The organism is Campylobacter sp. CNRCH_2015_0338h (assembly GCF_025772785.1).
Lineage (GTDB): Bacteria > Campylobacterota > Campylobacteria > Campylobacterales > Campylobacteraceae > Campylobacter_D.
The window spans coordinates 208,151-234,005 of the sequence record NZ_JAKMST010000001.1 but is presented as its reverse complement, the minus strand read 5'-3'; the positions used below and the strand labels follow the sequence as shown (position 1 = coordinate 234,005).

General features: G+C 29.2%; 28 protein-coding genes and 1 pseudogene. 13 read left to right on the top strand and 16 right to left on the bottom strand.

Annotation, left to right across the window (positions count from 1 at the left end):
* Nucleotide 1: 1 nt before the first annotated feature.
* Both L8X30_RS07925 and L8X30_RS07920 read left to right on the top strand, forming a co-directional pair.
* A pseudogene (locus L8X30_RS07925) lies at nucleotides 2-652 on the top strand (cache domain-containing protein); the annotation flags it as partial.
* Between the two features lie 231 nt (nucleotides 653-883).
* A complete protein-coding gene (locus L8X30_RS07920; RefSeq protein WP_412175017.1) occupies nucleotides 884-1,999 on the top strand; it encodes a methyl-accepting chemotaxis protein in 1,116 nt (371 codons plus the stop codon).
* A gap of 30 nt (nucleotides 2,000-2,029) precedes the next feature.
* Here the strand turns inward: L8X30_RS07920 and fldA are convergent, their stop codons facing one another.
* The 5 genes from fldA to L8X30_RS01190 form a co-directional block, all read right to left on the bottom strand.
* Nucleotides 2,030-2,521 carry a flavodoxin FldA gene (gene fldA / locus L8X30_RS01210; protein ID WP_240388293.1) on the bottom strand — a complete coding sequence of 164 codons (492 nt, stop codon included), beginning with the start codon at nucleotides 2,519-2,521 and terminating at the stop codon, nucleotides 2,030-2,032.
* A complete protein-coding gene (locus L8X30_RS01205; RefSeq protein ID WP_263678577.1) occupies nucleotides 2,522-3,214 on the bottom strand; it encodes a hypothetical protein in 693 nt (230 codons plus the stop codon).
* A gap of 3 nt (nucleotides 3,215-3,217) precedes the next feature.
* Nucleotides 3,218-3,535: a DUF2325 domain-containing protein gene (locus tag L8X30_RS01200; RefSeq protein ID WP_012661148.1), complete on the bottom strand. Its 318-nt coding sequence runs from the start codon at nucleotides 3,533-3,535 to the stop codon at nucleotides 3,218-3,220.
* An 87-nt stretch (nucleotides 3,536-3,622) separates the two neighbouring features.
* The gene (truD, locus tag L8X30_RS01195; RefSeq protein WP_263678600.1) at nucleotides 3,623-4,756 is read right to left on the bottom strand and encodes a tRNA pseudouridine(13) synthase TruD; all 1,134 of its coding nucleotides are present in this window, start codon (nucleotides 4,754-4,756) and stop codon (nucleotides 3,623-3,625) included.
* A complete protein-coding gene (locus L8X30_RS01190) occupies nucleotides 4,725-5,546 on the bottom strand; it encodes a thiamine-phosphate kinase (RefSeq protein WP_263678576.1) in 822 nt (273 codons plus the stop codon). Before L8X30_RS01190 ends, truD begins: the two co-directional genes overlap by 32 nt.
* Before the next feature lie 97 nt (nucleotides 5,547-5,643).
* Between L8X30_RS01190 and L8X30_RS01185 the strand changes: the two genes are divergently transcribed.
* From L8X30_RS01185 to L8X30_RS01135, 11 genes are read left to right on the top strand one after another with little or no spacing between them, the layout of a single operon-like run.
* A complete protein-coding gene (locus L8X30_RS01185; RefSeq protein WP_257396275.1) occupies nucleotides 5,644-6,282 on the top strand; it encodes a DUF5644 domain-containing protein in 639 nt (212 codons plus the stop codon).
* Between the two features lie 10 nt (nucleotides 6,283-6,292).
* Nucleotides 6,293-6,997, top strand: a complete 705-nt coding sequence (locus tag L8X30_RS01180) for a hypothetical protein (protein ID WP_263678575.1) — start codon at nucleotides 6,293-6,295, stop codon at nucleotides 6,995-6,997.
* Complete coding sequence (locus L8X30_RS01175; protein ID WP_263663828.1) at nucleotides 6,981-7,376, top strand: hypothetical protein; 396 nt, start codon at nucleotides 6,981-6,983, stop codon at nucleotides 7,374-7,376. The genes L8X30_RS01180 and L8X30_RS01175 overlap by 17 nt, the downstream gene beginning before the upstream one ends.
* Nucleotides 7,369-8,025: an RsmD family RNA methyltransferase gene (locus L8X30_RS01170; RefSeq protein WP_263678574.1), complete on the top strand. Its 657-nt coding sequence runs from the start codon at nucleotides 7,369-7,371 to the stop codon at nucleotides 8,023-8,025. The genes L8X30_RS01175 and L8X30_RS01170 overlap by 8 nt, the downstream gene beginning before the upstream one ends.
* Nucleotides 8,026-8,082: 57 nt before the next feature.
* Complete coding sequence (locus L8X30_RS01165) at nucleotides 8,083-9,129, top strand: flagellar basal body P-ring protein FlgI (RefSeq protein ID WP_039617681.1); 1,047 nt, start codon at nucleotides 8,083-8,085, stop codon at nucleotides 9,127-9,129.
* Entirely contained in the window at nucleotides 9,129-9,494 is a 366-nt protein-coding gene (locus L8X30_RS01160) for a rod-binding protein (protein ID WP_263678573.1), read from the top strand. Before L8X30_RS01165 ends, L8X30_RS01160 begins: the two co-directional genes overlap by 1 nt.
* Nucleotides 9,495-9,554: 60 nt before the next feature.
* Entirely contained in the window at nucleotides 9,555-9,761 is a 207-nt protein-coding gene (locus tag L8X30_RS01155; RefSeq protein ID WP_012661139.1) for a hypothetical protein, read from the top strand.
* A 42-nt stretch (nucleotides 9,762-9,803) separates the two neighbouring features.
* Nucleotides 9,804-10,238, top strand: coding sequence for a flagellar protein FlgN (locus L8X30_RS01150; protein WP_263678572.1), 435 nt, complete (start codon nucleotides 9,804-9,806; stop codon nucleotides 10,236-10,238).
* A gap of 10 nt (nucleotides 10,239-10,248) precedes the next feature.
* Nucleotides 10,249-12,078, top strand: coding sequence for a flagellar hook-associated protein FlgK (flgK, locus tag L8X30_RS01145; protein WP_263678571.1), 1,830 nt, complete (start codon nucleotides 10,249-10,251; stop codon nucleotides 12,076-12,078).
* Entirely contained in the window at nucleotides 12,078-12,827 is a 750-nt protein-coding gene (locus tag L8X30_RS01140; protein WP_263678570.1) for a TIGR02757 family protein, read from the top strand. Before flgK ends, L8X30_RS01140 begins: the two co-directional genes overlap by 1 nt.
* On the top strand, nucleotides 12,812-13,564 hold the full coding sequence (locus tag L8X30_RS01135) for a TSUP family transporter (RefSeq protein ID WP_263678569.1): 753 nt from the start codon (nucleotides 12,812-12,814) through the stop codon (nucleotides 13,562-13,564). The genes L8X30_RS01140 and L8X30_RS01135 overlap by 16 nt, the downstream gene beginning before the upstream one ends.
* Here L8X30_RS01135 and L8X30_RS01130 read toward each other — a convergent pair.
* From L8X30_RS01130 to L8X30_RS01080, 11 genes are all read right to left on the bottom strand, one after another.
* Nucleotides 13,561-14,721, bottom strand: coding sequence for a type II secretion system F family protein (locus tag L8X30_RS01130; protein ID WP_263678568.1), 1,161 nt, complete (start codon nucleotides 14,719-14,721; stop codon nucleotides 13,561-13,563). The genes L8X30_RS01135 and L8X30_RS01130 overlap by 4 nt on opposite strands.
* Nucleotides 14,718-16,232, bottom strand: a complete 1,515-nt coding sequence (locus tag L8X30_RS01125; protein WP_263678567.1) for a GspE/PulE family protein — start codon at nucleotides 16,230-16,232, stop codon at nucleotides 14,718-14,720. The genes L8X30_RS01130 and L8X30_RS01125 overlap by 4 nt, the downstream gene beginning before the upstream one ends.
* Nucleotides 16,225-16,554: a hypothetical protein gene (locus tag L8X30_RS01120; RefSeq protein ID WP_263678566.1), complete on the bottom strand. Its 330-nt coding sequence runs from the start codon at nucleotides 16,552-16,554 to the stop codon at nucleotides 16,225-16,227. Before L8X30_RS01120 ends, L8X30_RS01125 begins: the two co-directional genes overlap by 8 nt.
* Nucleotides 16,535-17,926, bottom strand: coding sequence for a pilus (MSHA type) biogenesis protein MshL (gene mshL, locus L8X30_RS01115; RefSeq protein WP_263678565.1), 1,392 nt, complete (start codon nucleotides 17,924-17,926; stop codon nucleotides 16,535-16,537). Before mshL ends, L8X30_RS01120 begins: the two co-directional genes overlap by 20 nt.
* Complete coding sequence (locus tag L8X30_RS01110) at nucleotides 17,898-18,221, bottom strand: hypothetical protein (RefSeq protein WP_263678564.1); 324 nt, start codon at nucleotides 18,219-18,221, stop codon at nucleotides 17,898-17,900. Before L8X30_RS01110 ends, mshL begins: the two co-directional genes overlap by 29 nt.
* A 3-nt stretch (nucleotides 18,222-18,224) precedes the next feature.
* Nucleotides 18,225-21,779, bottom strand: coding sequence for a pyruvate:ferredoxin (flavodoxin) oxidoreductase (gene nifJ, locus L8X30_RS01105; protein WP_263678563.1), 3,555 nt, complete (start codon nucleotides 21,777-21,779; stop codon nucleotides 18,225-18,227).
* A gap of 117 nt (nucleotides 21,780-21,896) precedes the next feature.
* Nucleotides 21,897-22,541: an HAD family hydrolase gene (locus L8X30_RS01100; protein WP_263663817.1), complete on the bottom strand. Its 645-nt coding sequence runs from the start codon at nucleotides 22,539-22,541 to the stop codon at nucleotides 21,897-21,899.
* Between the two features lie 3 nt (nucleotides 22,542-22,544).
* Nucleotides 22,545-23,531 (bottom strand): OmpA family protein, encoded by a 987-nt coding sequence (locus L8X30_RS01095; RefSeq protein ID WP_263678562.1) that lies wholly within the window; start codon nucleotides 23,529-23,531, stop codon nucleotides 22,545-22,547.
* Between the two features lie 250 nt (nucleotides 23,532-23,781).
* Nucleotides 23,782-24,171, bottom strand: coding sequence for a 30S ribosomal protein S9 (rpsI, locus tag L8X30_RS01090; RefSeq protein ID WP_263678561.1), 390 nt, complete (start codon nucleotides 24,169-24,171; stop codon nucleotides 23,782-23,784).
* 2 nt (nucleotides 24,172-24,173) lie between these two features.
* Nucleotides 24,174-24,599 (bottom strand): 50S ribosomal protein L13, encoded by a 426-nt coding sequence (rplM, locus tag L8X30_RS01085; RefSeq protein ID WP_039617653.1) that lies wholly within the window; start codon nucleotides 24,597-24,599, stop codon nucleotides 24,174-24,176.
* Between the two features lie 153 nt (nucleotides 24,600-24,752).
* The gene (locus L8X30_RS01080; RefSeq protein ID WP_263678560.1) at nucleotides 24,753-25,844 is read right to left on the bottom strand and encodes a DUF4268 domain-containing protein; all 1,092 of its coding nucleotides are present in this window, start codon (nucleotides 25,842-25,844) and stop codon (nucleotides 24,753-24,755) included.
* Between the last annotated feature and the right edge of the window lie 11 nt (nucleotides 25,845-25,855).

Below are 25,855 nucleotides of genomic sequence, written 5' to 3'. Positions count from 1 at the left end.
AATGTTCTCATCTACCAAAAAATATTTACTAGGTAATTTTTCCAACAAAATTGCCTTTTTGGTTTGTATTTTTGTTATAGTTTTATTATGTGTTTTAGGTGTTTTTAATTATATTAAATCAAAATCTAATAGCCATACTTTATTAGTTCAATTTCAACAAAAAGTTGCTTTTGATGTAAGCAAAAGATTTGATTTATATGCAAGTGATAGACGTAATATAATTAATTCTTTAACAAAATATATCAAAGAAAATAAGCATAATCTAAATTCAAAACAATACACTAGCTTGTTAAAATCTATAGGAGATTCTTTAGGTTTTGACTTAACTTATGTAGGATTTGAAGATGGCTCTATGTTTAGATCAAATGGCAACAACCAAACTCCAGAAAGTGGATATGATCCTAGAACTAGAGGATGGTATAAAGAAGCCAAAGAAAAAAAAGAGTTAATTGTCACAGAACCATACATATCTTCTAGCATGAAAAAACCTACTATTTCTTATGCCAATCCTATTATGGAAAATGGTGAAGTTATAGGTGTAGTTGCTGCTGATTATGATTTAAAAAAATTCTCAGAAGAAGTTTTAGCTATAGGTAAAACACCTTATTCGCATGCTGCTGTTTTAGCCCATGATGGAACCTATCTTTTTCACACTGATCCTTCTAAAATTTTAACCTCAACCAATACAAGTAAAGATATTGTTGCATATTATCTTAAAACACCAGAAGGTACAAATAGAAGTCTTTCAAAAGATATTTTTAAAATTCAAACAAAAGAAAATGAAACCAGAGCTTTAATTTGCAATGGCGGAATTAATCCAAAATATGTTATCTGTTCTATAGCTGATTATGATTTTTACAATGATGCAGCTAAACAAACACTAATGGAACAAATTATTATTTCCTTGATTGCTATTTTTTTCACTTTAATTTTTATTAGAATGATTATTTCTTACAATCTTAAACCAATTGCAATCATTTCATCAGGATTACATAATTTCTTTAATTATTTAAATCACAAAGATTCTCACTCTCATCCTATTAAGCTTAAAACTCAAGATGAGTTTGGAAAAATGGCAGAAGAAATTAATGAAAACATTGAGATCATTAAAGAAGCTCTAAACAAAGATGCAAAAGCCATTGAAGAATCTGTCAATATTGCTAAAAAAATAGAAACAGGTGAGCTTGATTTGCATATTAGTTCTCATGCTAACAATCCTCAAATTCAAGAATTAATGAAAGTGTTAAATAGTATGCTTACAACTTTACAAAGAAAAATTGGCAGTAATTTAAACGAAATTTTAGCTGTATTTGATAGCTACAAACGCTTAGATTTCACAGCAACTATTAATGCACCAAAAGGCGATATTGAAAAGGCTATAAATTCTCTTGGAGATGAAATAAAAAACATGCTTACACAATCACTTCACCAAGGAGAATTACTCAACCAAAAGGCCGAAGCACTCAAACAAAGCATGCAAGAACTTACAAATGATGCTACGCATCAAACCTCATCACTGCAAGAAAGCGCAAGAGCTTTAGAGCAAATGAACTCAGCTATGAGTGAAATTTCCATTAAAACACAAGATGTAGTAAAACAAAGCAATGATATCAAAAATGTAACTACAGTAATTTCAGATATTGCAGATCAAATTAACCTACTTGCATTAAATGCAGCTATTGAAGCAGCACGTGCTGGTGAACATGGACGTGGCTTTGCTGTTGTTGCTGATGAAGTTAGAAATCTAGCTGAAAGAACTCAAAAGTCTTTAGGTGAAATAGAAGCTAATACTAATATCTTAGCCCAGTCAATAAATGATATGGGTGAAGCCATAAAAGAAGAAGCAGATGATATTAGTCAAATCAATGAATCAGTAGCTACTATAGAAAAACTCACACAACAAAACTCTCAAACAGCTATGCAGACTAATACTATTGCAAATGAAGTAGATTCTTTAGCACAAGATATGCTAAGTGAAACTAAAAAAAGAAAATTTTAAACATAAAGATGCCTAAAAGGCATCTAATTTTTAAGAAAAAGAAGGTTTAATTTGCTCTAACCAAGCATCAATTCTACTTTCTGTTAAATCCTCATGATTATCATTATCTAATGCTAGTCCTACAAACTTATCACCTTCTACGGCTTCACTTGATTCAAAAGTATAACCACCCGTAGAAACAGCACCTACCAAATTTGCACCCGCTGCTTTTAAAGCTTGAGCAAGTTTTCCCATAGCACTGCAATATGTGTCTGAATAGCTTTCACTATCTCCCATACCAAAAACAGCAACAGTTTTACCGCTAAGATTTAAAGCTGAAAAATCAAAACCATCCCAGTCATCTTGAAAATCACCGCTTCCCCAAGTAGAAGTTCCACAAATTAATTTATCATAAGAATTAATTTTCTCTGCATCAATATCTGCGATATTTAATACATCTGAAATTCCTAATTTTTGAGCAATCATGTTTGCCGCACCTTCGGTATTACCCATTGAACTACCATAAATTACTGCTATTGACATTTAACATCTCCTTAAAATTTGATTATTAATAGTATAGGGAACTAATTTTAGCAAAGTTTTATTATTTTCGTATAAAAAATGTCTTATTTCTTCATGTTGAGTGAAATTTTTATTTCTTGGATACACAATATAAAATCTTTCAAAAGAATTTTCTTTTATAAATTGCAAAGCAAGCTCTATATCTTTATCACCATTTTTACAAAATAAAGGCATGACCGCCATTTTTTCATTAATGATAATGATATTTTTATAAATCTTTACTTTGGATTTGGTATTGCTTTTGCAAATTTTATCATATACAAAAGCCTCAAAAGCAACTTGTAAAGGCAAAGTAAAACTAGGTGATAAGAACATATTTTGTATTAATTTCGCTAAAGTATATTTTGGCATCTTTGCTTCAAGTTGTATTTGATTTAAATTTCCTTCTTTATAAGCTTTGATGATTTTATGAGAATATGGACAAAATTGTTTTATTTTGCTAAATCTCAAAGTCCTTTCTATGCTCATATTTTGAATTTTTAACTCAAAAATATTTCTTAAACAGTCAGCTTTTTTTGCATAGATATAAGGTATTTTTAGATCATCTTCAACTAAAGAATTATATAAATTTAAAAAAATATGATTAATACTTTTTTGTTCTAAATCTCTAAATATTTTAGGTATAAAATCCTCTTTTTCATTAAATCCAAACATACACTAAGCCTTCTTTGCGCACTCATAGGTTTGATCAAGTCCAAAAACCTTACAATATTCACAATACACACAACTCACACTACGTTTAGCACAAACTAAAGGTATATTACGTTTTTTTGCCTCTGTTTTGATTTTTTTCATAGTATTATGGTTTAAAAAACTAGTAAGCATAACTATACATTCGGTATTTTGTGGAATGGGTTTTCTATTTACCCTATTTTCATTTCTAGCATCCCAATGCTCTATGCTTTTTGCACCTAGGTTTGTCAAAACTGCTTTTATTGGGGTTATTTCATCCGCTCCGATAACCAAAACTGACATTGAGTTTTCCTTTTTATAAAAATGATAATTGTTATTATAATTTATAAAAGATAAATTTTTACTGATACTCAATATCAATTTTTTAAATTATATATTATGAGTTTGTTCAAAGATATCTGTGTGTAAAATTTCTTCTAAAATCACTGTGGCATACGAGCCTTTTTGCAAGAAAAACTCCAAAGTAAAATGAGCTTTTTCTTCATCATAATAACTTTTGCAATCTTGCAAATAAGACCACATAAAGCGCCTTGAACCTTGCATTTTATTTTTAAACTCATATGCAAAAGAAAAAATCTCATCTTCTAATTTTTTAGCTAAACCTTCGTTTGCTTCATAAGCTTTAGAGCCTATTAAAAGACCCATCGCGCTAATATCTTTTTGATTAAATCTTTCTACTTCACTTGATAAATCTTCACATATAAAACATTTACCAAAAGGATAATGTCCTAAAACTTCACCCTTTAAAAGTTTAAAAAACTGCTTTTGATTTTTTAAACTTTTGATTTCTTCTTTATCTAAATCATATATTTGTTTTATTTCTTTTTCACTAAAGTCATTAATAAAATGTGACAATTCCACCCTTTTGCTCAAATATCTATTAAAAAGCTCGCTTTGAAAAGCAGAAATTAAAAATTCTTGCATTTTTTTATTTTTGATTTTTTTGCCTTTTAAAATTTCTAGTCCTTGTGAAAAATTATCTTGAAATTTGCCAAAACGCTGATATCCAAAATAATTGGCAAAACCTTGTTCTTGGATATTTTTAAAAGCTTGTTCTATTTTTAAAGCATCTGCCTTTGATACTTTTTTTAATCTTATAAAAAATGAATTTCCTTTTAAATGCCCTATTCTAAGTTTATTATCATGATAAAAACTTTCTAAAATTTTCATCTTATCATGTTTAAAATTTTTTAGACTCTCTTCAAATTTTTTAGGCATAGAAATATATTGAAAAGTTAAGCCTTGTTTATCTTTTAAACCACTATAACCAAAATCTCTCATTTTAACACCGCTTTGCACACTTAAAATTCTCAAAGCCTCGCTAGTGCTTAGATCTTTTTTTTGTATATGTAAAATTAAATGTTCACCTTTACCACTAAATTCATACAAAGGCTTTTCTCTTACTACAAAATCATTACTATTTTTTGAAAAATACACATTTATCGGGCTGTGTTTTAAAGTATATAAGGGCTTAAAAATGATGTTCTCTTCCATAAAATTTATACCTTCCTGTTGTTGTTTTTGCAAAAATATTTAGTTTAATTCTATGCTTTTTTGCCATATTTTGTATAAATGCTTTATGTTTTTTATCAAAAGCAAATAAAATTTCATATTCTTCTGCACTATTTAAGCTAAATTTATCTAATTTTTTAAAAAATTTTGCATTAAGTTGATTTTGAAGCAATATTCTTGATAAGTCTTTATTCAAACCATCTGAAATATCCATACTCACTCTAACTTTTTTTGCTATATCATAAAAAAATTTTTGTCTCAAACTAGGTTTTATAAAACGATGTTTAGAATGCAATTTTCCACCGCGAAATAATATATTTAAACCTTTTAAACTCTCACCTAATTTCCCACTAAAAGCAAGTAAATCTCCTTTTTTCAAACCTTTTCTAAAAATAGCCCTTTTATTTACCTTAGAAATAATAGTTATACTAATATTGATTTTATTATCCGCTATGGTATCTCCGCCTATAATTTGCACTCCAAATTCTTTTGCACTATCTAGCAAGCCTTTTTGCAAAGCTTTAACTTGTTTCATATCTAAACATTTTGGCAAAGAAAGTCCTAAAAGAGCGTATTTTGGTGTAGCATTCATAGCAATTGCATCAGAAATATTAACAAGCATAGCCTTTGCTCCAATTTGTTCTAAACTCATCCAAGAGCGCTTAAAATGCACGTCTTCACAAAATAAATCTTTAGAATAACAATATCCATCGATTATTGCCCCATCGTCTCCATTGATAGAATTAGCAAAGGCGTTGATAATAAATTTTTCTTTATCCATGTGAATATTTTATACAAAAAGCTTTTAATTTTATATAATAATCAAATTTTTATAAGTTTAAAATGTATATAATGAAAAATAATACCAAGGATAAAATATGCAAATAACTTTAAGAATTTTTCGTTTTGATAAAGATAGTGATTATTTAGCTTATTATAAACCTTATGTTTATGATAGTAAAAATTTTAAAAGTGTTTATGATGTTTTAAGTCAAATTAAAAAAGATGACATATATTTTGATTTTGAAGAAAATCCAGAAAGTTGCATTAAAGTCAATCAAGTTACAATCAGACAAAGAAGAGATTTGAATAATATCATAGAAAGATTTGGCAAAGAACTTACCATAGAACCACTTGATACCAAAAGAGCAACCAAAGATTTAATCATGGATAAAAGTGATTTTTTAGAAAAGCTCGAACTTTTTAAAGGACTTATTGATATACACGATATAGAACTTTATAAACAATATGATTTTTTATATTATACAAGTGAAGTTAGGGAATTTTTACCTGAATATCTTGGCGATAGCTTTTTTGTATTTGCTTATAAAATGCTACTTAAATACCCAGAAAAAGCACCCCAATTTTTAAAATTAGTCGCAGATGAAGAAAAAGGAATTTATTATCACACAAAATTTAAAAATTTTATTTCTTCAAATGAGCTTGATTATGAATCTTATATTAAAGAATTAAAAGTTATGCTTGTAAAATCAGGCCTTGCAAGAAGTATTTTTTAAGGAATGAGTAATGTATAAAATCTACACCAATAGCAATAATGATTTATTTTGTTATTTTGATATTATCAAAGATGCTTTAGATAAAGTTGGAGTTCAAAGCACATTATGCGAAAAGCCTTTGGGCAAAAATTATTTTATTATTGATTATGATCCAAAAGATATCTTAGATGAATATTCTAGAATGATGGATGAGGATAATATTTTAGCTTGTGAATGTAGCTCTTATGAAATTATGAGTAAAATTGAAAAAATCCAATATGCTCCAAAGATTTTTTTAGATCATCTTAAACAAGAACACATTAAGCATTTTTTTGAACAATTTAATATAGGTGTATATCAAGGATTTTCAGACGCAAGTTGCTCTTTAGAGCTTGCCAAAGTACTTAAAGCAAATGTAATAGATTTTGAAAGAAAATACAAAAGTTGTGGCTATAGTTTTTTAAATTTAAACACCCAATTAGCATACAAATGTGCAGCTTCTGTTGTATTAGATGCTTATGATAATGGTTGTGATTTTTTAGTAGTTGAAAATTTTTATTCTTTTTATATGTTTGATAAATGTTATAAAGAATTACAAGCTATTTCAAATAGAAATTTTGAAGATTTTTATATTTTAACTTTTGCAGAGCTTGCAAATTTAGCTCTAGGTATAGTACCATACACTTTAAAAAAACACAAATTAAAAGTGAGTTTAATCAATGAAAATCGCTCTTGAATGCAAGGATTTAATTTTAGAAAAAACTTTAGAAATCGCTTTGAGGGATTTTTTAGTTTTAAAAAAAGATTGTGATTTTTTAGTCTGTGATGAAAAAGTTAACACGCAAAAACCACAATTTATCATCAATAAAAAATCAAATTTTTTATCTCATCCTTTTAATATAGAGGAATTACTTAATGCTTTAAATGATTTCAATGCAAGTTTGCAAAGTATTGCTTATAAAATAGCCATGCGTGAAAAAAAACTTATGAATCAAAAATGTGAAGCCATTTTAGAGCAATTACGTCAAGAAAGTCATGAAAAAATCGATGCAATATTTGATCTTTACAAAACAGAGTTAAAAAATCTTATCAAAGAAGAAAATAATAATGCATAAAATACAAGAATATCAAAGCGTAAAAGATTTTTTAAAAAATTACAAAGAAGATAAAAAAACAAACTCAAAAAAACAAACTCAAAAAATTTACACCACCATAGAAAGTGGAATCTATAAAGGTAAAAAAATTTTACTTCCTAGTCTAGACACCACAAGAAGCACCAAAAGCATAGTAAAATCTTGTGTTTTTAATGTTTTGCGTTTTTCTTTACAAGATAAGGTTTTCATAGAGGCCTTTGGAGGAAGTGCTTTAATGGCATTAGAGGCAAGAAGTAATGACTGCTTAAAAAGTTATGCTATAGAAAAAGATAAAAAAGCTTATGAAATCGCTTTAAAAAATGCTTCCAATATTGATCAAAATACCATTTGCTTCAATGATGATACTTTTAAAAAAACCCCTCAAATTATTCAAAATTCCAAAGAAGATATTATTTTATATCTTGATCCACCCTTTGATATTAGAGAAGGTTTTTTTGATATTTACGAAAAAACTTTAAAGTTGATAGAAAATATAAAAAATTCAAATGTTAAAATCATCATCATAGAACATCACAGTACTTTTAAAACTCCAGCCAAAATACAAAATTACGAAAAAACAAAAGAAAAAAAATTCGGTTCAACCACTCTAAGTTTTTACTCCTTTATATAAATTTGGAACCTTTTTTGCTTTAATTTATGAAAATAGCATAGATTAAAGGAAGAATCGATGAGAATATTATTTTTGAGCTTAGTACTAAGTCTAAGCGTTTTTGCAGCTACTATTAAAGAACTTACCAATGTAGTAGGTGTTAGAGATAATCAACTTATAGGATATGGTTTGGTTGTTGGTTTAAATGGAAGTGGAGATGGTACAAGTAGCGAATTTACTCTACAATCTATTTCAAATATGCTTCAGGGTATGAATGTAAAAGTTAGCCCAGGCGATATTAAATCAAAAAATACAGCAGCAGTAATGGTTACAGCAAAACTTCCTGCTTTTGCAAGAAGTGGGGATAAGCTTGATGTAAGTGTGGCTTCTTTAGGTGATGCTAAATCTTTACAAGGTGGAACCTTGCTTATGACAGCTCTAAAAGGGGTTGATGGAGAAATTTATGCAGTAGCTCAAGGCTCTTTAGCTATAGGTGGACTTAGCCCAAGACCAGGTGCAGCAGGAACACACTCAACCTCAGCAAATGTTATTAATGGTGCAGTCGTAGAAAGAGAAATTCCACAAAACTTTAGCCAAAGTGAAGATTTGATTTTAAGTTTAAAAGAAGCAGATTTTAAAACGGCTAACAATATAGAAAGAGTTTTAAATACTATTTTTGATACAGACATAGCAAAAGCTTTAGATTCTAGAACTATAAAATTAACAAAACCTGAAGAATTTTCTCATGTTGAATTTATGGCAAGAGTATTAGAACAAGATATAGCTTACACTCCAGAAAGTAAAGTGATCATCGATGAAAGAACAGGAACTATAGTAGCGGGAGTAAATATAGAAGTTGAGCCTATATTAATTACCCATAAAGATATCACTATAAAAATCGATCCAAACAATACCGTAGCTTTAGGACAAAATGAAATCGATATGAAAGATGGTGGTATTTTAGATCCAGTATCTAATACTTTAAAAATCACAAACAATAAAACAACAGTAGCAAACATAGCTAGAATGCTAAATAAACTTGGAGCAGCGCCAAATGATATCATAGCTATTATGCAAAATTTAAAAAGAGCTGGTGCAATTAGTGCTGAATTAGAGGTGATATGATGAGAGCTGATAATTATTTAGCGAGCAAAAACTATAGTAGCGAACTTTATGAAAGTATTACTAAACACAACAATAGCTACAAGGCTGCTAAAAACTATGCTGATAGTGCTTTTAAAAATGATTTAACTCATATACAAGCATTAAATGATGAAGATAAAGCTTTAAAAGAACAAACTGATGCTTTTGAAGCTTTTTTAATCAAAAGTGTTTTAGATATTTCTTTAAAACAAGAAAATTCTTTATTTGGAAAAGATGCAAGTGATGAAATTTATTCATCTATGTATAATGATACTATGAGTAAAGCATTAAGCGGGGGGTTAGGTTTTTCAAAATTATTATTTGATTATTTAAAAGAAAGGGGTTAAGTTATTTTTTTAAGTGTCGATATAGTTCTTAGAGTTTTTCAATAGAACTGGAGGCTTAAAATGATAAACCCTATACATCAAAGTTATGTAGCTCAGGTTGCTACTAATGATATAAATAAAACAGAAAACAAAGAAAACAACAAGGCAAAAGAAACTCAAAAGGCAGAAGAAAGTAAAGCATCTTTAATTGCTTCTCAAATTAAAAATGGCGAGTATAAAATCAATCTACAAGCCACTTCTAAAGCAATAGCAGATTCTTTATTATAATTTTTATCCTTTTTTGGGTTGGTGCCTAAGAAAGGATAAAAAATGGTTAAACAATATTTAGATGAAACAAATTCTATTTTAGAAAAACTCATCAATCTTACTTTAGAAGATATAGCACAAATTCAAGCTGCTAATCATAAACATGTAAGTAAAAGTGTTGAAGATAAAACTAAACTTGTAAATGACTTCCAAATTGCTAAAAAAAGTCTTGACAAGGCTTTGGTAGAACTTAGTAACCAAGGAAACAATAAAGGCTTAGATGAGCTTTTGGATGACGAAGATAAAGAAAAACTTGCTCTTTTAAAACAAAATTTAAATACCTTACACCAAAAAAATAAAGAATATGCCAAACTAGCTCTTATTATTAAAAATTTTTACGACAATCTTTTAAATGCAATGTTTGAACAAAATGGAACAAATAATGCTTATGGAGACAATAAAACAATTCCAGATTCATTATTTAAGATTAATGTTTAAAGGCTAAGTCATGGGAATTTTTGATAGCTTATATACCGGAGTTAGTGGCATAAGAGCTGCTGAGCTTCAAATTAACACAACAGGTAATAATATTGCCAATGCAGACGCAGTGTTTTACACAAGACAAAGAGCTGTGCAAAGCTCAGGTATGTCTCTTGATAGAGGTGGTTTACACTTAGGAACAGGCACACAAATTGATACCATAAAACGATTGCACGATGAGCACTCTTATTATGAGTTAAAAAATGCCACTACTCAACAAAATTATACAAATTATTTAGGACAAATTTTACAAGAAGCAAGCCAAAGATTTCCTGATATGCAAGGAACTGGTATTTTACAAGATTATAAAAATTATTATGATGCATGGAATAATTTTGCTTCTAATCCAAGTGATGGAGCAAGTAAAATAGATCTTGTTAATAGTGCAAATACATTAACTCAAAACATACAAAAAACCCTACAAGATCTTAGCAAAATGCAACAAACTGTCAACGAGCAAATCAGACAAACTGTAGATGAGATCAATAATATTGGTCAAGAAATTGCAAATATCAACAAACAACTTGAAAATGAAGAAGTTTTACCTACTGATAATGCAAATCAATTAAGAGATAGAAGAGATGAACTTGAACTTAGACTTTCAAAATTAGTTGATGCAGTAGCTTGGAAAGGGAAAAGCTCTCAAGATAGTACCCTAGAATCTACTATGACTGATTCTGGAAGATATTATGATTTAAGTATTCAAGGTTTTAGCATAGTCAATGGCTCTAGCTTTCATCCTTTAAAATTAGATGATAATAATCCTAATGGATTTTATCAAATTTATTATGAAGTAAATGATGAAAACCGCTATGATTTAACTAGTAAAATTTCAGGTGGACAACTTGGAGCTCAGCTTGACCTTAGAGGTAGAAACTATGATGGCAATCACGATACTTACAGCGATGGAAAATTGCAAGAGTATAAAGATATGCTCAATACCTTTACAAAAACACTTATAACTCAAACTAATAATGTCTATGCTCAAGCAGCAACTGATAAAGTAAATTCGGATGATTTAAAAGGTTTAAAACCTGATACTTCTTTAATGAGTTATGATAAAAATATCCAAGCAGGAAGCTTTGATATTACAGTTTACAACGAAAAAGGTGAGCCTGTTGCTACTAGAACTATAAAAATTGATGTTAATACCACCATAGAGGATGTTGTTAAGCAAATCAATGCAGATATTGATGATAACAAGAATGGTCAAGGTGGTGATGATTTAAATGATTTTTTTCAAGCCTTTTATCATTATGATGGACAAAGTGATAGTGGAAATTTCCAAATCAATGGCTTAAAAAAGGGTTATAAAATAGCTTTTAAAGACAATGGTACAAATTTCCCAGGGGCTTTAAATGTATCTTCATTTTTTAATGGTCAAGATGCAAGCAATATCAATGTAAATTCAAGCATTAGAAATGATCCAAATAGCTTAAAAGCAAGCTCAAATGGAGTTGATGGAAACAATGATGTAGCTAATGCTATGTTGCAACTTCAAAATCAAAAAGTAAATTTTTATAACAAAGATGGTACAGTTGATACTATGTCTTTAGATGGATATTATAGAAAATTTACAGGTCAAATTGCTTCAGATGCTGAAAGCAATGGTTTTGCGCATGCAACTAATATGACAGTATTTAATACAGCCTATGCAGAATATCAATCGAAAAGTGGTGTAAATACAAACGAAGAATTAGCAGCGCTTATACAATATCAAGCAAGTTATGGCGCTGCAGCTAAAATCGTAACTACTGTTGATCAAATGCTTGAAACCTTACTTGGTTTAAAATCTTAATGCAAATTAAAGCTCTTTTAGATGAGGCTATTTTAAGTAAAAATACTCAAAAAGAGCTTTTCTCTCATCCTGATCCTTTGCAAATTGCAAGTGTTTATAAAGATGAAACCATAGCTTTGCTTTGCGCTTTATTTGCTTATGGAAATGCTAAAAATATTGTAAATTTTTTAAAAAAACTTGATTTTTCCTTGTTTGAAAGAAATGATGAGATTATTAAAAAAGAATGCAAAGATCTAAAATACCGCTTTCAAAACTCTCAAGACATAGCTCAAATTTTTATCACACTTAAACGCTTAAAAAATGAAGATGGCATAGAAAATATTTTTACCAAGGCTTATCAAAAAGAACAAAATATCACACAAGCAATAAAATTTTTTATAGAAACAATTTATAAGCTTAATCCTTATAAAAGCTATGGTTATGAGTTTTTCTTTTCAAAAGAATTTAAAACTCCAAAAGGTCCTTTAAAAAGATACAATATGTATCTTAGGTGGATGGTAAGAAAAGATGAGCTTGATTTGGGTTTGTTTAAAAATATCGATAAAAAAGATTTACTTATACCCTTAGATACCCATACTCATAAAGTTTCATTAAAACTTAAGCTTTTAAAGCGTAAGATTTATGATTTTAAAAGTGTTTTAGAGCTTACTCAAAGTCTTAAAAAATTTGATCCACAAGATCCTATAAAATATGATTTTGCTCTATATAGAATCGGACAAAACAAGGAAAGCTTATGGAGCTTGAATTAACTTATTATGTGATTTTATTTTTTGTTGCTGCTTTTGCAGGCTGTGTTGATGCGATTGTAGGTGGTGGTGGACTTATTACTATACCTGCTTTATTTGCTTGCGGGATCCCTCCTCATTTAGCCCTAGCTACCAATAAACTTCAAAGCACTTTTGGCTCACTTACTGCGGTTTTATCTTATAGAAAACATATGAATATAGAAAAAATTGCTTTAGGTATTTTATTTACCGCAATTGGAGCTGTTATTGGTACTTATGCAGTTTTACTAATAGATCAAAACGCTGTTAAAATCATTGTGCTAATATGCCTAGCTTTAGTTTTTCTTTATACTATTTTTAAGCCTAATTTAGGAAATGTTCATAATGAAGCAAAAATGAGTGCCACAAGCTTTCAAGTCACTTTTGGTTTATTGCTTGGCTTTTATGATGGCTTTTTAGGGCCTGGAACTGGGTCTTTTTGGATTTTTGCTTGTGTAATATTTCTTGGTTTTAGTATGAAAAATGCAAGCATTAATACTAAAATTTTAAATTTCACTAGCAATGTAGTGGCTTTAGGGGTGTTTTTATACTCTTATGAAGTACTTTGGAAAGTTGGTATTTTAATGGGTATAGGCCAAGTCTTAGGTGCCTTTGTAGGCTCAAAACTAGTCTTAAAAACACAAGGAACTTTTATCAAAAAACTCTTTTTAACTATGGTTGCTTTAACTATAGCTAAGGTTGCTTATGATTATCTTGCTTAAATTCCTTGACTAATTTGCCACATAGGTAAAAATACACCCAAGGCTAAAACTAAAATCAAACTCGCCATAAAAATTGTCATCAAAGGCTCTAAAACGCTCAAAAGTCTTTGAGTGTAATTTTCTTTTTTATGTTCATAAAATAAAGCAAGCTCATAAGTACTCTCATCTAGTTTAGAACTTTTTAAAGCTAAATTTAACATTCTTATCGCAAAAGATTCAAAAAACTTTATTTTGAAAAAAGCTTGATCTAAATCAAGTCCTGATTCAAATGAGGTCTTTATAATAAACATTTTGTTTTTAAAAAATTGATTTTCTATACCTTCACAAGCAAGCTCAAAAGCTCTTTTTATATCCACCCCTGCTTTCAATAAATAAGAAAAAATCAAGAAAAAACAAAATTTATCTTGATAAAATATTATCTTTCCAAAAATGGGAGAATAAAAAAGAATTTTATGAAAAAACAAAGACTTTCTAAAAGAATAAGCAAGCATTATAAAAATTCCCATACCTAATAAAATAAATACATAAAAATGTTTAAAAAAATCTCCTAAAGCAAAAAGAATTTGAGTGATTTTTGGCAAATCTAGTTCAAGTTGCAAAAATAAAGTTTTAAATTCAGGCAAAACCAAAATCATCAGTACAAAAAAAGCTAAAATAATACATGTAAAAACAAAAAGTGGATAAGTTATAGACTTTTTAAACTGCTTAAAACTATGAAGGTTTTTCTCTTTTAGATTAATGATAATCTCAAAAGCCTTATATAAATCCTCCTTACCGTCACAAATTTTTAAGACAGCACATTCTCTAGAATTTAAAACACCTCTAAAAGCTTCATTATAAGAGTTTCCATTTTTGAGTTTATTATAAATCATACTAAATATTGTAGCTATATGCGCATCATGATTTGATCTTGCAAATTCTAAAATAGCCTCTTGTAAGCTTAATCCTGCTTTTAAAATCATACTTAAATCTTTAAGGATAAAAATAAGCTCTTCTTCTTTAATTTTATGTTTTGTTGCTCCAAGGTATTCTTCAACACTAATAATATTTTCAAATGATTTTTGTGCAAGATTTCTGGCTTCATATAGATTTTTAGCTTTAATTACGCATTGCTTTTGCTCTTGTTTTAAGATATAAGAAATAATAAATTTTTTCAAAAACCAATCTTTCTTAGCTCATCTACACTTGTTAAACCAAGCTTAACTTTTTCCAAAGCATCCATACCTAAAGTTAAAAAGCCTTTTTTTAAAGCATATGTTAAAATATTTTCATAATTTGCATTATTTTCTATCATACTTTTTAAATTATGGTCTAAAAATAAAAACTCAGCCACCATTAAACGCCCTTTATATCCACTATACATACACTTAGCACAACCCTTTGCTTTATAAAATTTTCCTTCAAAAACTTGATTTTGAAAATGAAATTTTTCATCGCTAAGTTCTTTACATTCACATAATTTTCTTACCAAACGTTGGGCTATGATCAAATTAAGCGCATAGGCTATTAAATATTCTTTTGCACCCATATGTTTCATTCTAAAAATAGCTTCTATAGCACCATTAGTATGCAAGGTGCTTAAAACTAAATGTCCACTTAAAGAAGCTTTTAAAACTATATCCAAACTCTCCTCGTCTCTGATTTCACCCACCATAATCACATCAGGATCTTGCCTTAAAACCGCTCTTAAAGCCTTGTGAAAATCAAAACCAGTTTTAGAATTTAACAAAATTTGCTGAGCATGTTTAAGTTTATATTCTATAGGATCTTCTAGAGTAATGATTTTTTTATTTTGATCAAGCTCGTTTAAAATAGCATGCATAAAAGTGCTTTTACCACTCCCCGTTGGCCCGCAAAATAAAATCAAACCATAAGGTGCGTTCATGTATTTTTTCAAATAGATTAAATTTTCTTCTTTAATAAAAAGTCTATCAAGTTTTAAAACATGCTCATCTTGTTTTAAAATCCTAACCACCACACTTTGCCCAAATAACAAAGGCATAATTGAAATTCTAAAGTCATACTTTTGCTCTAAGATTATCTTAGAAAAACTCCCATCTTGAGCTTGTCTTTGTTCGGCTACATTAAGCAAGGCAATGATTTTTATATGCATTAATAAAGCCTGATAAGAATCCACATCAAGACTATGGATATATTTTAATTCTCCATCTATTCTAAATCTTATCAAAACTTCATTTTCTAAAGGCTCCAAGTGAATATCACTTGCTCTTAAAAAACAAGCATAAGTTAAAATTAAATTCAAAAACTGCTCTAATAAAAACTCATCTTTATTTTCATCACTTTTTAAATTAAGCTCTAATTTATCAAGATAGTTTTGAAAGCAAATTAAAAATTTAATCCTTTCTAGTAAGAATTTAAATTGTGTAAAATCACAAAGAAAAATTTTAATAACCTTTAAGCGGTATAAATTTTGTATTTTTTCTAAAATACTCTCATCTAAAGGTTTTAAAGAAGCTATATGAATATTTTCATCATCTTCATAAAAACAAAAAATATTATATTGTTCTATTAAAGAAAAAGGCAGAACATGGAGATATTTTTCTATTTTAAGAGTTTGATTTAAGTCTAAAATTTCCAATTTATACTCTAAAGCCAATTCTTGCAAAGAAAGTTCATTTAAAGCTTTTATTGTTTTTGCGTCATTCAAAATAATTTCCTAAAAGTTTTTCATACTCTTCTTTAGCTCTTAAAGCATCTTCATGCTTTCCAAGTTTTAATTTAGCATTGATAAAAACTAGCCATGCTTCTTTTTCCAACAACTCAAATTCATTTGCCTCAATAGCCCAAAAAACAGCCTTTTGATAATCTTTTATTTGATAAAAATATTTAGCCAAATTTAAAGCATTTTCATAACTTGGGTGATTAATAAATTTTTCATAGAATACATTTTGCTCAAAACTTTCATTTTGAATATTCATTGCATTTAAAAAAGACAAACAAATTAAAAAATTAAAACATATCATCTTCATGCTCAAAACCTAATTCTTTCAAACTTAATACTTTTTTATCAGCTCTTATTAAACTTGGCTTGATGATAAAAACTATTTCACTAATATCTTCTAAATTTTGCTTTCCTTGAAATAAAGCACCAAAAAGTGGTATTTTAGATAAAGCACTTACTTCATTATGGTTACTAATCGTATTTTTACTAATCAATCCACCCAAAATTAAAGTTTGTCCATCATCAACTTCAACTACAGTAGAAAGCTTTTTTTGTATGGTATCTGGTGCTATATTTCTTGGTTTATTTTGTCTATGATTATCAACACTATATTTAAAATCACTCAAACTAGGATTAATCCTAAGCATGATTTTATGATCATCTGAAATTTCTGGCAAAATATTTAGCAAAATTCCTACAAAAATAGAATAATTATTATAAGTTTCACTAATAGTTGTACCATTTTCAGTACCCTTAGAGCTTTCTTTTACTTGATAATTAATCGTATCACCTATGGAAATAATAGCTTGCTGATTATTAAGTGCCATAAGTTTTGGATTAGAAAGTACAGTAGTTTTACCATTTTCTTGTAATAAATTTAAAATAGCCTTAGTTTCAACATTAGCTTTAAGATTAATATTTTTAACACCGCCTTTATTGATTATAAAATCATTATCATCTCCATTAAGTTTAAAAGCAAGCTCTTGCCAGTTAATCCCACTTGAATGACTTTTATTTAAATGTACTGCAACTATACTTACATCAATTAAAACTTGTTTTTTAAGTCTTTTATTTAAATCTTTTAAATATTTTTCAACCCTTGTAAGCTCATACAAAGTAGCATTTAAAGTGATAATCCCTGCATTAGTATTAATAATAGGTTTAGTTGTATTTTCATCTAATAAAGCTTGTATTTCTTCTGAAATTTTTTCCCAAAAATCAAATTTATCCGTGCTAATGACCAAATTATCTACTTCTTTAGCACTATCATAATCACCCTGTTTAGGTCTTGAATCCACTGAAGCTTTGGTAATACTTTGCCCTTCTCTAATAGAGCTTATATAATGCACTTTAAAAGTTTTAACTTGTCTTCCATAAATTTTTAAAATATTTTTTTCATACTCATAAACAAGATTATTTTCCATCAATAAAAGTTTAAAAATTTCTCTTAAAGACATTTTTCTTATGTGCAGATAGTTTTGAGTATGATTTAACTTTTCTCTAGCTAATGAATCTTTTATTATAATGCTAAAACCACATTCTCTACCAAGTTCATTTAAAATTTCAATCAAAGAAGTTTTATTTTCTACACTTATATCAAAAAAGCGTTGATGACACTGTGAAGCAAAAACATTTGTAAAAGTTAAGATGCTAATAAATAAAAATATTATTTTTTTCATACAATTTTAAAACCATGATTTTTTCTTCCTTTATCAATACAACTTGAGAATTTTTAATCTCAACAATCTTAAAACCTTCAATATCATCATTTAAAGCATACCATTTATCATTAATCTTAACTTTATTAGAAATGATAGCTTGCAAAGAAAAATCAGATTTTATATTTGTAGTCTTTTGAAAAAAAGGATCTTGAATCAAAGAAAAATCAATATTACTGCAATCTTGATTCAAAAATGGGTACTTAGCACCAAAAGCACTAAGCACCCATAAACTCACAAGTAAAAATCGAAGCAAATTTTAATTTTCATTACTAAAATCAGCACTTGCTAGACGTTTAAGTTGTCTATAACGGCGTTGTGCTTCTGTTTTATTTTTTTCAAATAATTCTTTTGCTTGCTCAGGATTTGATTTTTTCAAAGAATTATAACGCACTTCATTCATTAAAAAGCTTTCATATAAATCCCAATCAGGCTCTTTAGAAGAAATTGTTAAAGGATTTTTACCTTCTGCTTCTAAACGTGGATCATAAATATAAGTTGGCCAATATCCACATTTTGTGGCAAGTTCTGCTTGATTTCCTGAATTTCCAAGCCCACCTTTAATACCATGAGCTATACAAGGAGAATAAGCAATAATCAAAGAAGGTCCATCATAAGCTTCTGCTGCTATTATTGCTTTTAACAATTGCGCATAATTTGCATTAGAATTTACTTGAGCTACAAAAATATAACCATAAGTCATAGCAATTTGACCTAGATCTTTTTTCTGTACTGGCTTACCTGCTGCAGCAAATTGAGCTACTGAACCTGTTCTTGAAGATTTTGAGCTTTGACCTCCAGTATTAGAATACACTTCAGTGTCAAGCACTAAAATATTTACATTTTCACCACTTGCTAAAACATGATCAAGCCCGCCATAACCTATATCATAAGCCCAACCATCACCACCAAAAATCCAATGTGATTTTTTACTTAAATAGCTTTTCAGTTCTAAAATATCATTTACAGTTTTAATCTGTTTATTTTCTTCTAGCAATGGCACTAACTTATCTCTTAGCTCTAAAGAAGCTTTAGAATCTTCTTTATTTGCAATCCATTCTTTATATAATGCAGAAAGCGCATTAGGAACTTCTTGCATACTTTTATTCATGATTTGCTCAATTTTATGTCTTGTTGTTTCAGTTGCTATTTTCATACCAAGACCAAATTCAGCATTATCTTCAAATAAAGAATTACCCCAAGCTGGTCCATGACCATTTTTATTACTTTTTCTATATGGAGTTGAAGGAGCTGAACCACCATAAATAGAACTACAACCTGTCGCATTAGCAATAATCATTCTTTCACCAAACAATCTAGTGATTAAAGTGATATAAGGAGTTTCTCCACATCCTGGACATGCTCCATGGAATTCAAATAAAGGTTGAGCAAATTGAATACCTTTTGCATTTTCTCTATTTAAGATATTATCTTTATAGCTTACTTTTTTGAATAAATAATCTGCATTTTCTTGCTCACCATGATCAAGCTCTTCACCTAGTGGTACCATTACTAAAGATTTTTCTTTAGTAGGACACTCATGCACACAAAGCTCACAACCTGTACAATCAAGCGGTGAAACTTGAATTTTGAAATTTAATTTTTGCTCTTTTACGCCTTTTGCATTTAAACTATGTTCTTTTACACCTGCTGGAGCATTGTTTAATTCTTCTTCATCAATCAAGAAAGGTCTAATAACCGCATGCGGACACACTGAAGCACATTGATTACACTGAATACAATTAGTTTCTATCCATCTTGGCACCATAACGCCAACGCCTCTTTTTTCATACTCAGTAGTACCATGCTCAAAACTACCATCTTCATAGCCCAAAAATGCTGAAACTGGTAAATCATCACCCTTAGCCGCATTCATAGGTTTTGCAATTTTTTCAACAAACTCAGTACCTTTATAAGCTATAGTTTCTTCTTTTGCTTCATCAGCTAAATTTGCCCAAGAAGGATCAATATCAACTTTTACAAGTCCATCTGCACCTACATCAATAGCTTTATAATTCATCTCAACTATAGCATCACCTTTTTTGCTATATGATTTATAAGCTAATTCTTTCATATATTTTTGCGCATCTTCAAAAGGAATGATATTAGCAAGCTTGAAAAACGCTGATTGCATAATTGTATTTGTTCTACTACCTAGTCCTATTTCTCTAGCAAGTTTTGTAGCATTAATAATATAAAAATTAATTTCTTTTTGCGCTAAAACCCTTTTTACTGCATTTGGAATCTTCTTAATAGTCTCTTGCGCACTCCAAATACTATTTAAAAGGAAAGTTCCGCCTTTTCTAATGCCTGCTAAAACATCATAAATTTCTAAATACGCAGCCACTGAACACGCTACAAAATGCGGTGTAGAAACTAGATAAGTTGAAGTGATAGGTTTTTTAGAAAATCTTAAATGGCTTCTTGTATAACCACCTGATTTTTTAGAATCATAAGCAAAATAAGCTTGTGCATAAAAGTCTGTTTTATCCCCTATAATTTTAATAGAGTTTTTATTCGCCCCTACAGTACCATCAGCACCAAGTCCATAGAATAGGCACTCTATAGTACTCTCATCACCCAAAGAAATTTTTTCTCCCACAGGCAATGAAGTAAAGGTCACATCATCATTAATTCCTATGGTAAAACCATCTTTTGGATTTGCTTGATTTAAGTTTTCAAAAACCGCTAGAAGTTGAGCAGGATCAACATCTTTTGAAGAAAGTCCATATCTACCACCAACGATTAAAGGTGCTTTTTCTTTTCCATAATATGCGCTTTTCAAATCTAAATAAAGTGGCTCACCTAAACTACCTGGCTCTTTAGTTCTATCTAATACAGCAATTTTTTCAACACTTTGAGGCATTACATCAAATAAATATTTTAAACTAAATGGTCTATATAAATGAACTTTTAAAACCCCTACTTTTTCGCCTTTACTGTTTAGATGATCTACAACTTCTTTTAAAGCTTCAGTCACTGAACCCATTGCTACTACAATGCGTGTTGCATTTTTATCCCCATAATACACAAAAGGCTTATATTCTCTTCCTGTAATTTTTGAAATTTCTTGCATATATTCATTAACAATATCAGGAATAGCTTCATAATATTTATTTGCCAACTCTCTTGTTTGAAAATAAATATCATCATTTTGAGCTGTACCTCTTGTTTTTGGATTTTCTGGATTTAGACAGGAATTTCTAAACTCCATCAAAGCCTCACGGTCAAGTAAACGATCAAAATGCGCATAATCCATCACTTCGATTTTTTGAATTTCATGGCTCGTTCTAAAACCATCAAAAAAATGCATAAAAGGCACCCTACCTTTAATAGCTGCTAAGTGTGCAACACCTGCTAAATCCATACTTTCTTGCACAGAATGCGAACAAAGCATAGCAAAACCTGTTTGTCTTGCTGCATAAACATCTTGATGATCGCCAAAGATAGATAGTGCTTGAGAAGCCAAAGCTCTAGCTGCCACATGAATAACCCCAGGTAAAAGCTGACCTGCGATTTTATACATATTTGGTATTTTTAGCAAAAGTCCTTGAGAGGCAGTATAAGTAGTAGTTAAAGCGCCAGCTTGCAAAGAACCATGAACCGTCCCTGCCGCTCCTGCTTCACTTTGCATCTCTACAACTTTAACCGGTACTCCAAAAAGGTTTTTTTTACCTTGAGAAGCCCATATATCAGTATAATCTGCCATTGGTGAACTTGGGGTAATAGGATAAATTCCAGCAACTTCTGTAAATGCATAAGCTGCATAAGCTGCTGCTTCATTACCATCCATTGTTTTCATTATTTTACTCATCTAATTATCCTTATAATTAAAATAATTACTTAAAATCAATAGCTACTTTATCTTGAATTGTCTTAAACAATGATAAAAAATTTTTATTATTTATAAGTATGGAGTTTGAGTGTGAAATTATCGGATATTTTTTATATACTCTATTGCCTCATAAGTATTTTTAAAAAGTGGAATTTTAAATTTAGCTAAACTTTCCTTGCTTTCATAACCACTACTCACTGCTATGGGTTTAACGCCAGCATTACAAGCTGCTTGGATATCTAAATGAGTATCTCCAATCATAAATGCATTTTCTTTACCTTTAGATAATTTTTCTAAAGCTAATAAAATAGGCTCAGCATTTGGTTTTGGGTGAGTTACATCATCTCTACCTATAATAACTTTAAAGTATTTTCCTATCCCTAAATGATCTAGCAAAGGTTTGGAAAATTTAGAACTTTTAGTCGTTACAACAGCTAAATCAGCAAACAAACTAGCCTCATATACACTTTCTTTTGCCAAAGAGAGCAAAGAAGTTTGCTCTATATAGATTTTTTGATATACGCTTCTATAAGCATTAATATACTCACTTGTTTTTTCTTTTGGCACTCCAAGTTTTTCAAAAGCTACATCTAAAGGAAAGCCTATTAAAGCTTTAATGGCCTCATGATCTCTTAAAGGCTCGCCAAAAGCTTTAAAAGCAGCATCAAATCCATCTAAAATGGCACTTGTAGAGTCTATCAAAGTGCCATCTAAGTCAAACAAAATTGTCTTTTTTAACAAAGTTTATTCTTTAATGAAAAATTTTGCTTCCACGCGTCTATTTTGCGCACGGCCTTCTTTAGTATCATTGCTTACTTTTGGCTTATCAAAACCATAGCCTTTAGTTGCAATTTTTTCTTTAGCTACGCCTGATTTTTCAAGTTCTTTCGCAACTGCCTTAGCACGCTCTAATGATAATTTTTGATTATAAGCTTTAGTTCCTGTACTATCTGTGTGACCTTCTAAAATGGTATAATATTGTGGATTTTCTTCTAAAACCTTACCTACTTCTTGGATTTTTTGTGCAAACTCAGGGTTTATAGTGATTTGATCAAAACCAAAATGCCCTTCAAGCGCTATTGTTTTTTCACAACCTATATGATCAAGCAAAGCACCCTTTCTTGGCTCTGGACATGATTTATCAATTTGTTTTGTTTGCGGTTTTTCTTCGATTTGTTTAGTTGCAGTTTGAGGAGTTTTTGGAGCTTTATTACCAAAATAAAAACTCAAACCAACACTAGAAATCAAATTATGTTCACCATTATTGAATTTAATTTGATCTCTTGCTTCAAGTCTTAAAGCCAAATCTTCTCCAAGTGCAAATTTAAAACCTGCACCATATTGAGCAAACATACCACTTTTATTTTCATAAGCTCCATGACTTAAATACTCATAACCTGTTCCCAATAAACCATATAAATATACATGATTAGCTAGATCAATTCCCTTAATAGCATTTACATAAAATCTTGAAACACTAGTATCTGTATGTGTATTATCATTTGGATTATTATATTTTGCATTGTCATAATACTCTAAGCCAAGTTCAGCCTGATCTAGCCATAAACCATCATAATGATAACCAAATCTCAATCCCACTCCACCATAATTTTTAAGATCTAAATTTCCTTCTGGAGTTGTGTAATTAAAGGTTGGAGTGATTTCTATTTTGCTAGTATCAAAAGCAAACAAAGCACTAACTAAACTAACCAATCCTATGATTTTTTTCATCGTCTATCCTTAAAAATGAAAATAAATGGGGTATTATATAAAATGAAGATTAAAATAAAATAAGCCCCTTTTGGGTAAGGGGCTTAAATTTACTACAAAAAGGAGGTTTCCCTGATCGGACTTTGAAATTATAAAAGTTTATTATAAATAAAAAATCCTATAATTTTAAACAAAACTAAAATATATGAAAAAATATGTTTTTTTTAAAAAATGAAAGAAAAAATGGATCCAAAAATGGATCCAAAAAAGATTAACGTTTAGAGAATTGCGGGCTTCTTCTTGCTTTTCTGCGACCGTATTTTTTACGCTCAACAGTTCTACTATCTCTAGTAAGAAGTCCTTTTGGTTTTAATAATGCTCTAAAATCTGCATCCATAGCAGCTAAAGCTCTTGAAATACCATGTCTTAAAGCTTCAGCTTGAGCGCTATATCCACCGCCTAAAGTTGTTGCTTTAATATCCATAGAAGTTTCTTGTTTAGTTACTAATAAAGGCTGAACTACTTTTAATTTTATAGCTTCATGTCCGCCAAGCCAAGTGTTTAAATCCATACCATTAACGATGATTTTACCACTACCAGATTTTACCCAAACTTTAGCTACAGCGGTTTTTCTTTTACCTGTTGCGTATGTTGTTGCCATGATTATTTTCCTTTATTAGCAATTTGAGCAGTATGAGGGTGTTCGCTACCTGCATAAATTTTTAATTTTTTTAGCATAGCTCTACCTAGATTTGTTTTAGGTAGCATACCACGAACTGCTAATTTATATAATTTAACTGGATTTTTTTCTAATAAATCACCAAATTTTTCACTTTTTACACTTCCAAAATACCCTGAATGTCTGTGGTATAGTTTATCTTCTGCTTTATTTGCACCTGTAAAAACTGCTTTAGAAGCATTGATAATGATTACATAATCCCCACAATCAACATTTGGAGTATAGCAAGGTTTATTTTTACCTCTTAAAATAGTCGCTACTTCTGTTAAAAGACGACCAAAACGCTTTCCTTCAGCGTCTAAAACGATCCATTCACGTTTTACTTCGTTTGGCTTTGTTATCTTTGTCATCATCTTACCTTTGCCAAAAATTTTTTTAAAAATGAGATTATAATTATTTTAGCTTAATTAATACTTAATTTAAGAATATTTAAAGCTTAATAATACTAATTATTCATTTATTGATTTTTATAATAAACCAATTATATAATTTAACTTATAATTTTATAATTTAATTTTCTGTATATAAGGTTTCATAACAATTTCAAATTTTTTCATATTTTCTATCATAAAGTCTATCATCTCATTCCAATTTGCTTCATCATAGCTATCGTATTCTTTTTCAAATTTAATCCTACAAGCTCTTTTTTCATCAAGCCTTTCCCATATTAAATTTTCAAAAGTATTGTTTATTTCTTTTTCGTTTTCTTTAAGCTTATCAAATATAATTTTATTTTTATCCTTATCTTTACTATCTATATAAAGCTCTATTCTTACGCAATCTTTATTAAAAACAAAATCATATTGACAAAAACTAAAACCGCTTCCAGCACCTATCCAATTATATTTTGATGGGCCTATATTTGAAAACAATTCAAAATTTTCTTCTTTGATTTTATTTAATAATTTATTCCAAAAATTTAATCTTATAATGTGTCTTTGTTTTTCAGAGTTGTTGATTAAATTTTGTTCTTGTTCTTTTTTTGCCATTTTGATTATATAATCTTGTGCTTCTTTTATAGGTATAATTTGTTCTATATTTAAAAAACATTCTTGATTAAATTCATAAGGCGTAACCTTAAAACATTGTATATACAAACCTTGATTTATAAGCCATAAAACTGCTGAAGTTACTTCTTTTCTAAAATTTGCTGCTACTAAAATAATGCGTTGTTGTTGATTTTCTATTTTTACATCATCATAATTTTCTACACCAAAAAAATCACATAATTTTTCTTTATAATTTTCATCTTTTATATACTCTATATAAATTCTTTCTATGTCACTTTTAGAAAAAGTAGAACAATAAGAAGCGTATTTAACAGCTTGCCAAGTAACATCTCTTCCGCTATCATCTAATTTATTTTCTATAATGACTAAATTTCCTTCTTTATCCAAAGCTAATAAATCAAATCTTTCTTTTGTGCCATCAAAATCATCAAATTCTTTTTGTATAATAAGTAAATCCTCACCTAAACAACTAGGATTTTTAGCTATCCATTCTTGCAAATGTTTCCTTTCTGTAAATTCTAATTCTTTAAAAGTCTTTTCAACTAATTTTGTTATGGAATTTTCTAATTTATTTATTTTATACATTTTACATCCTC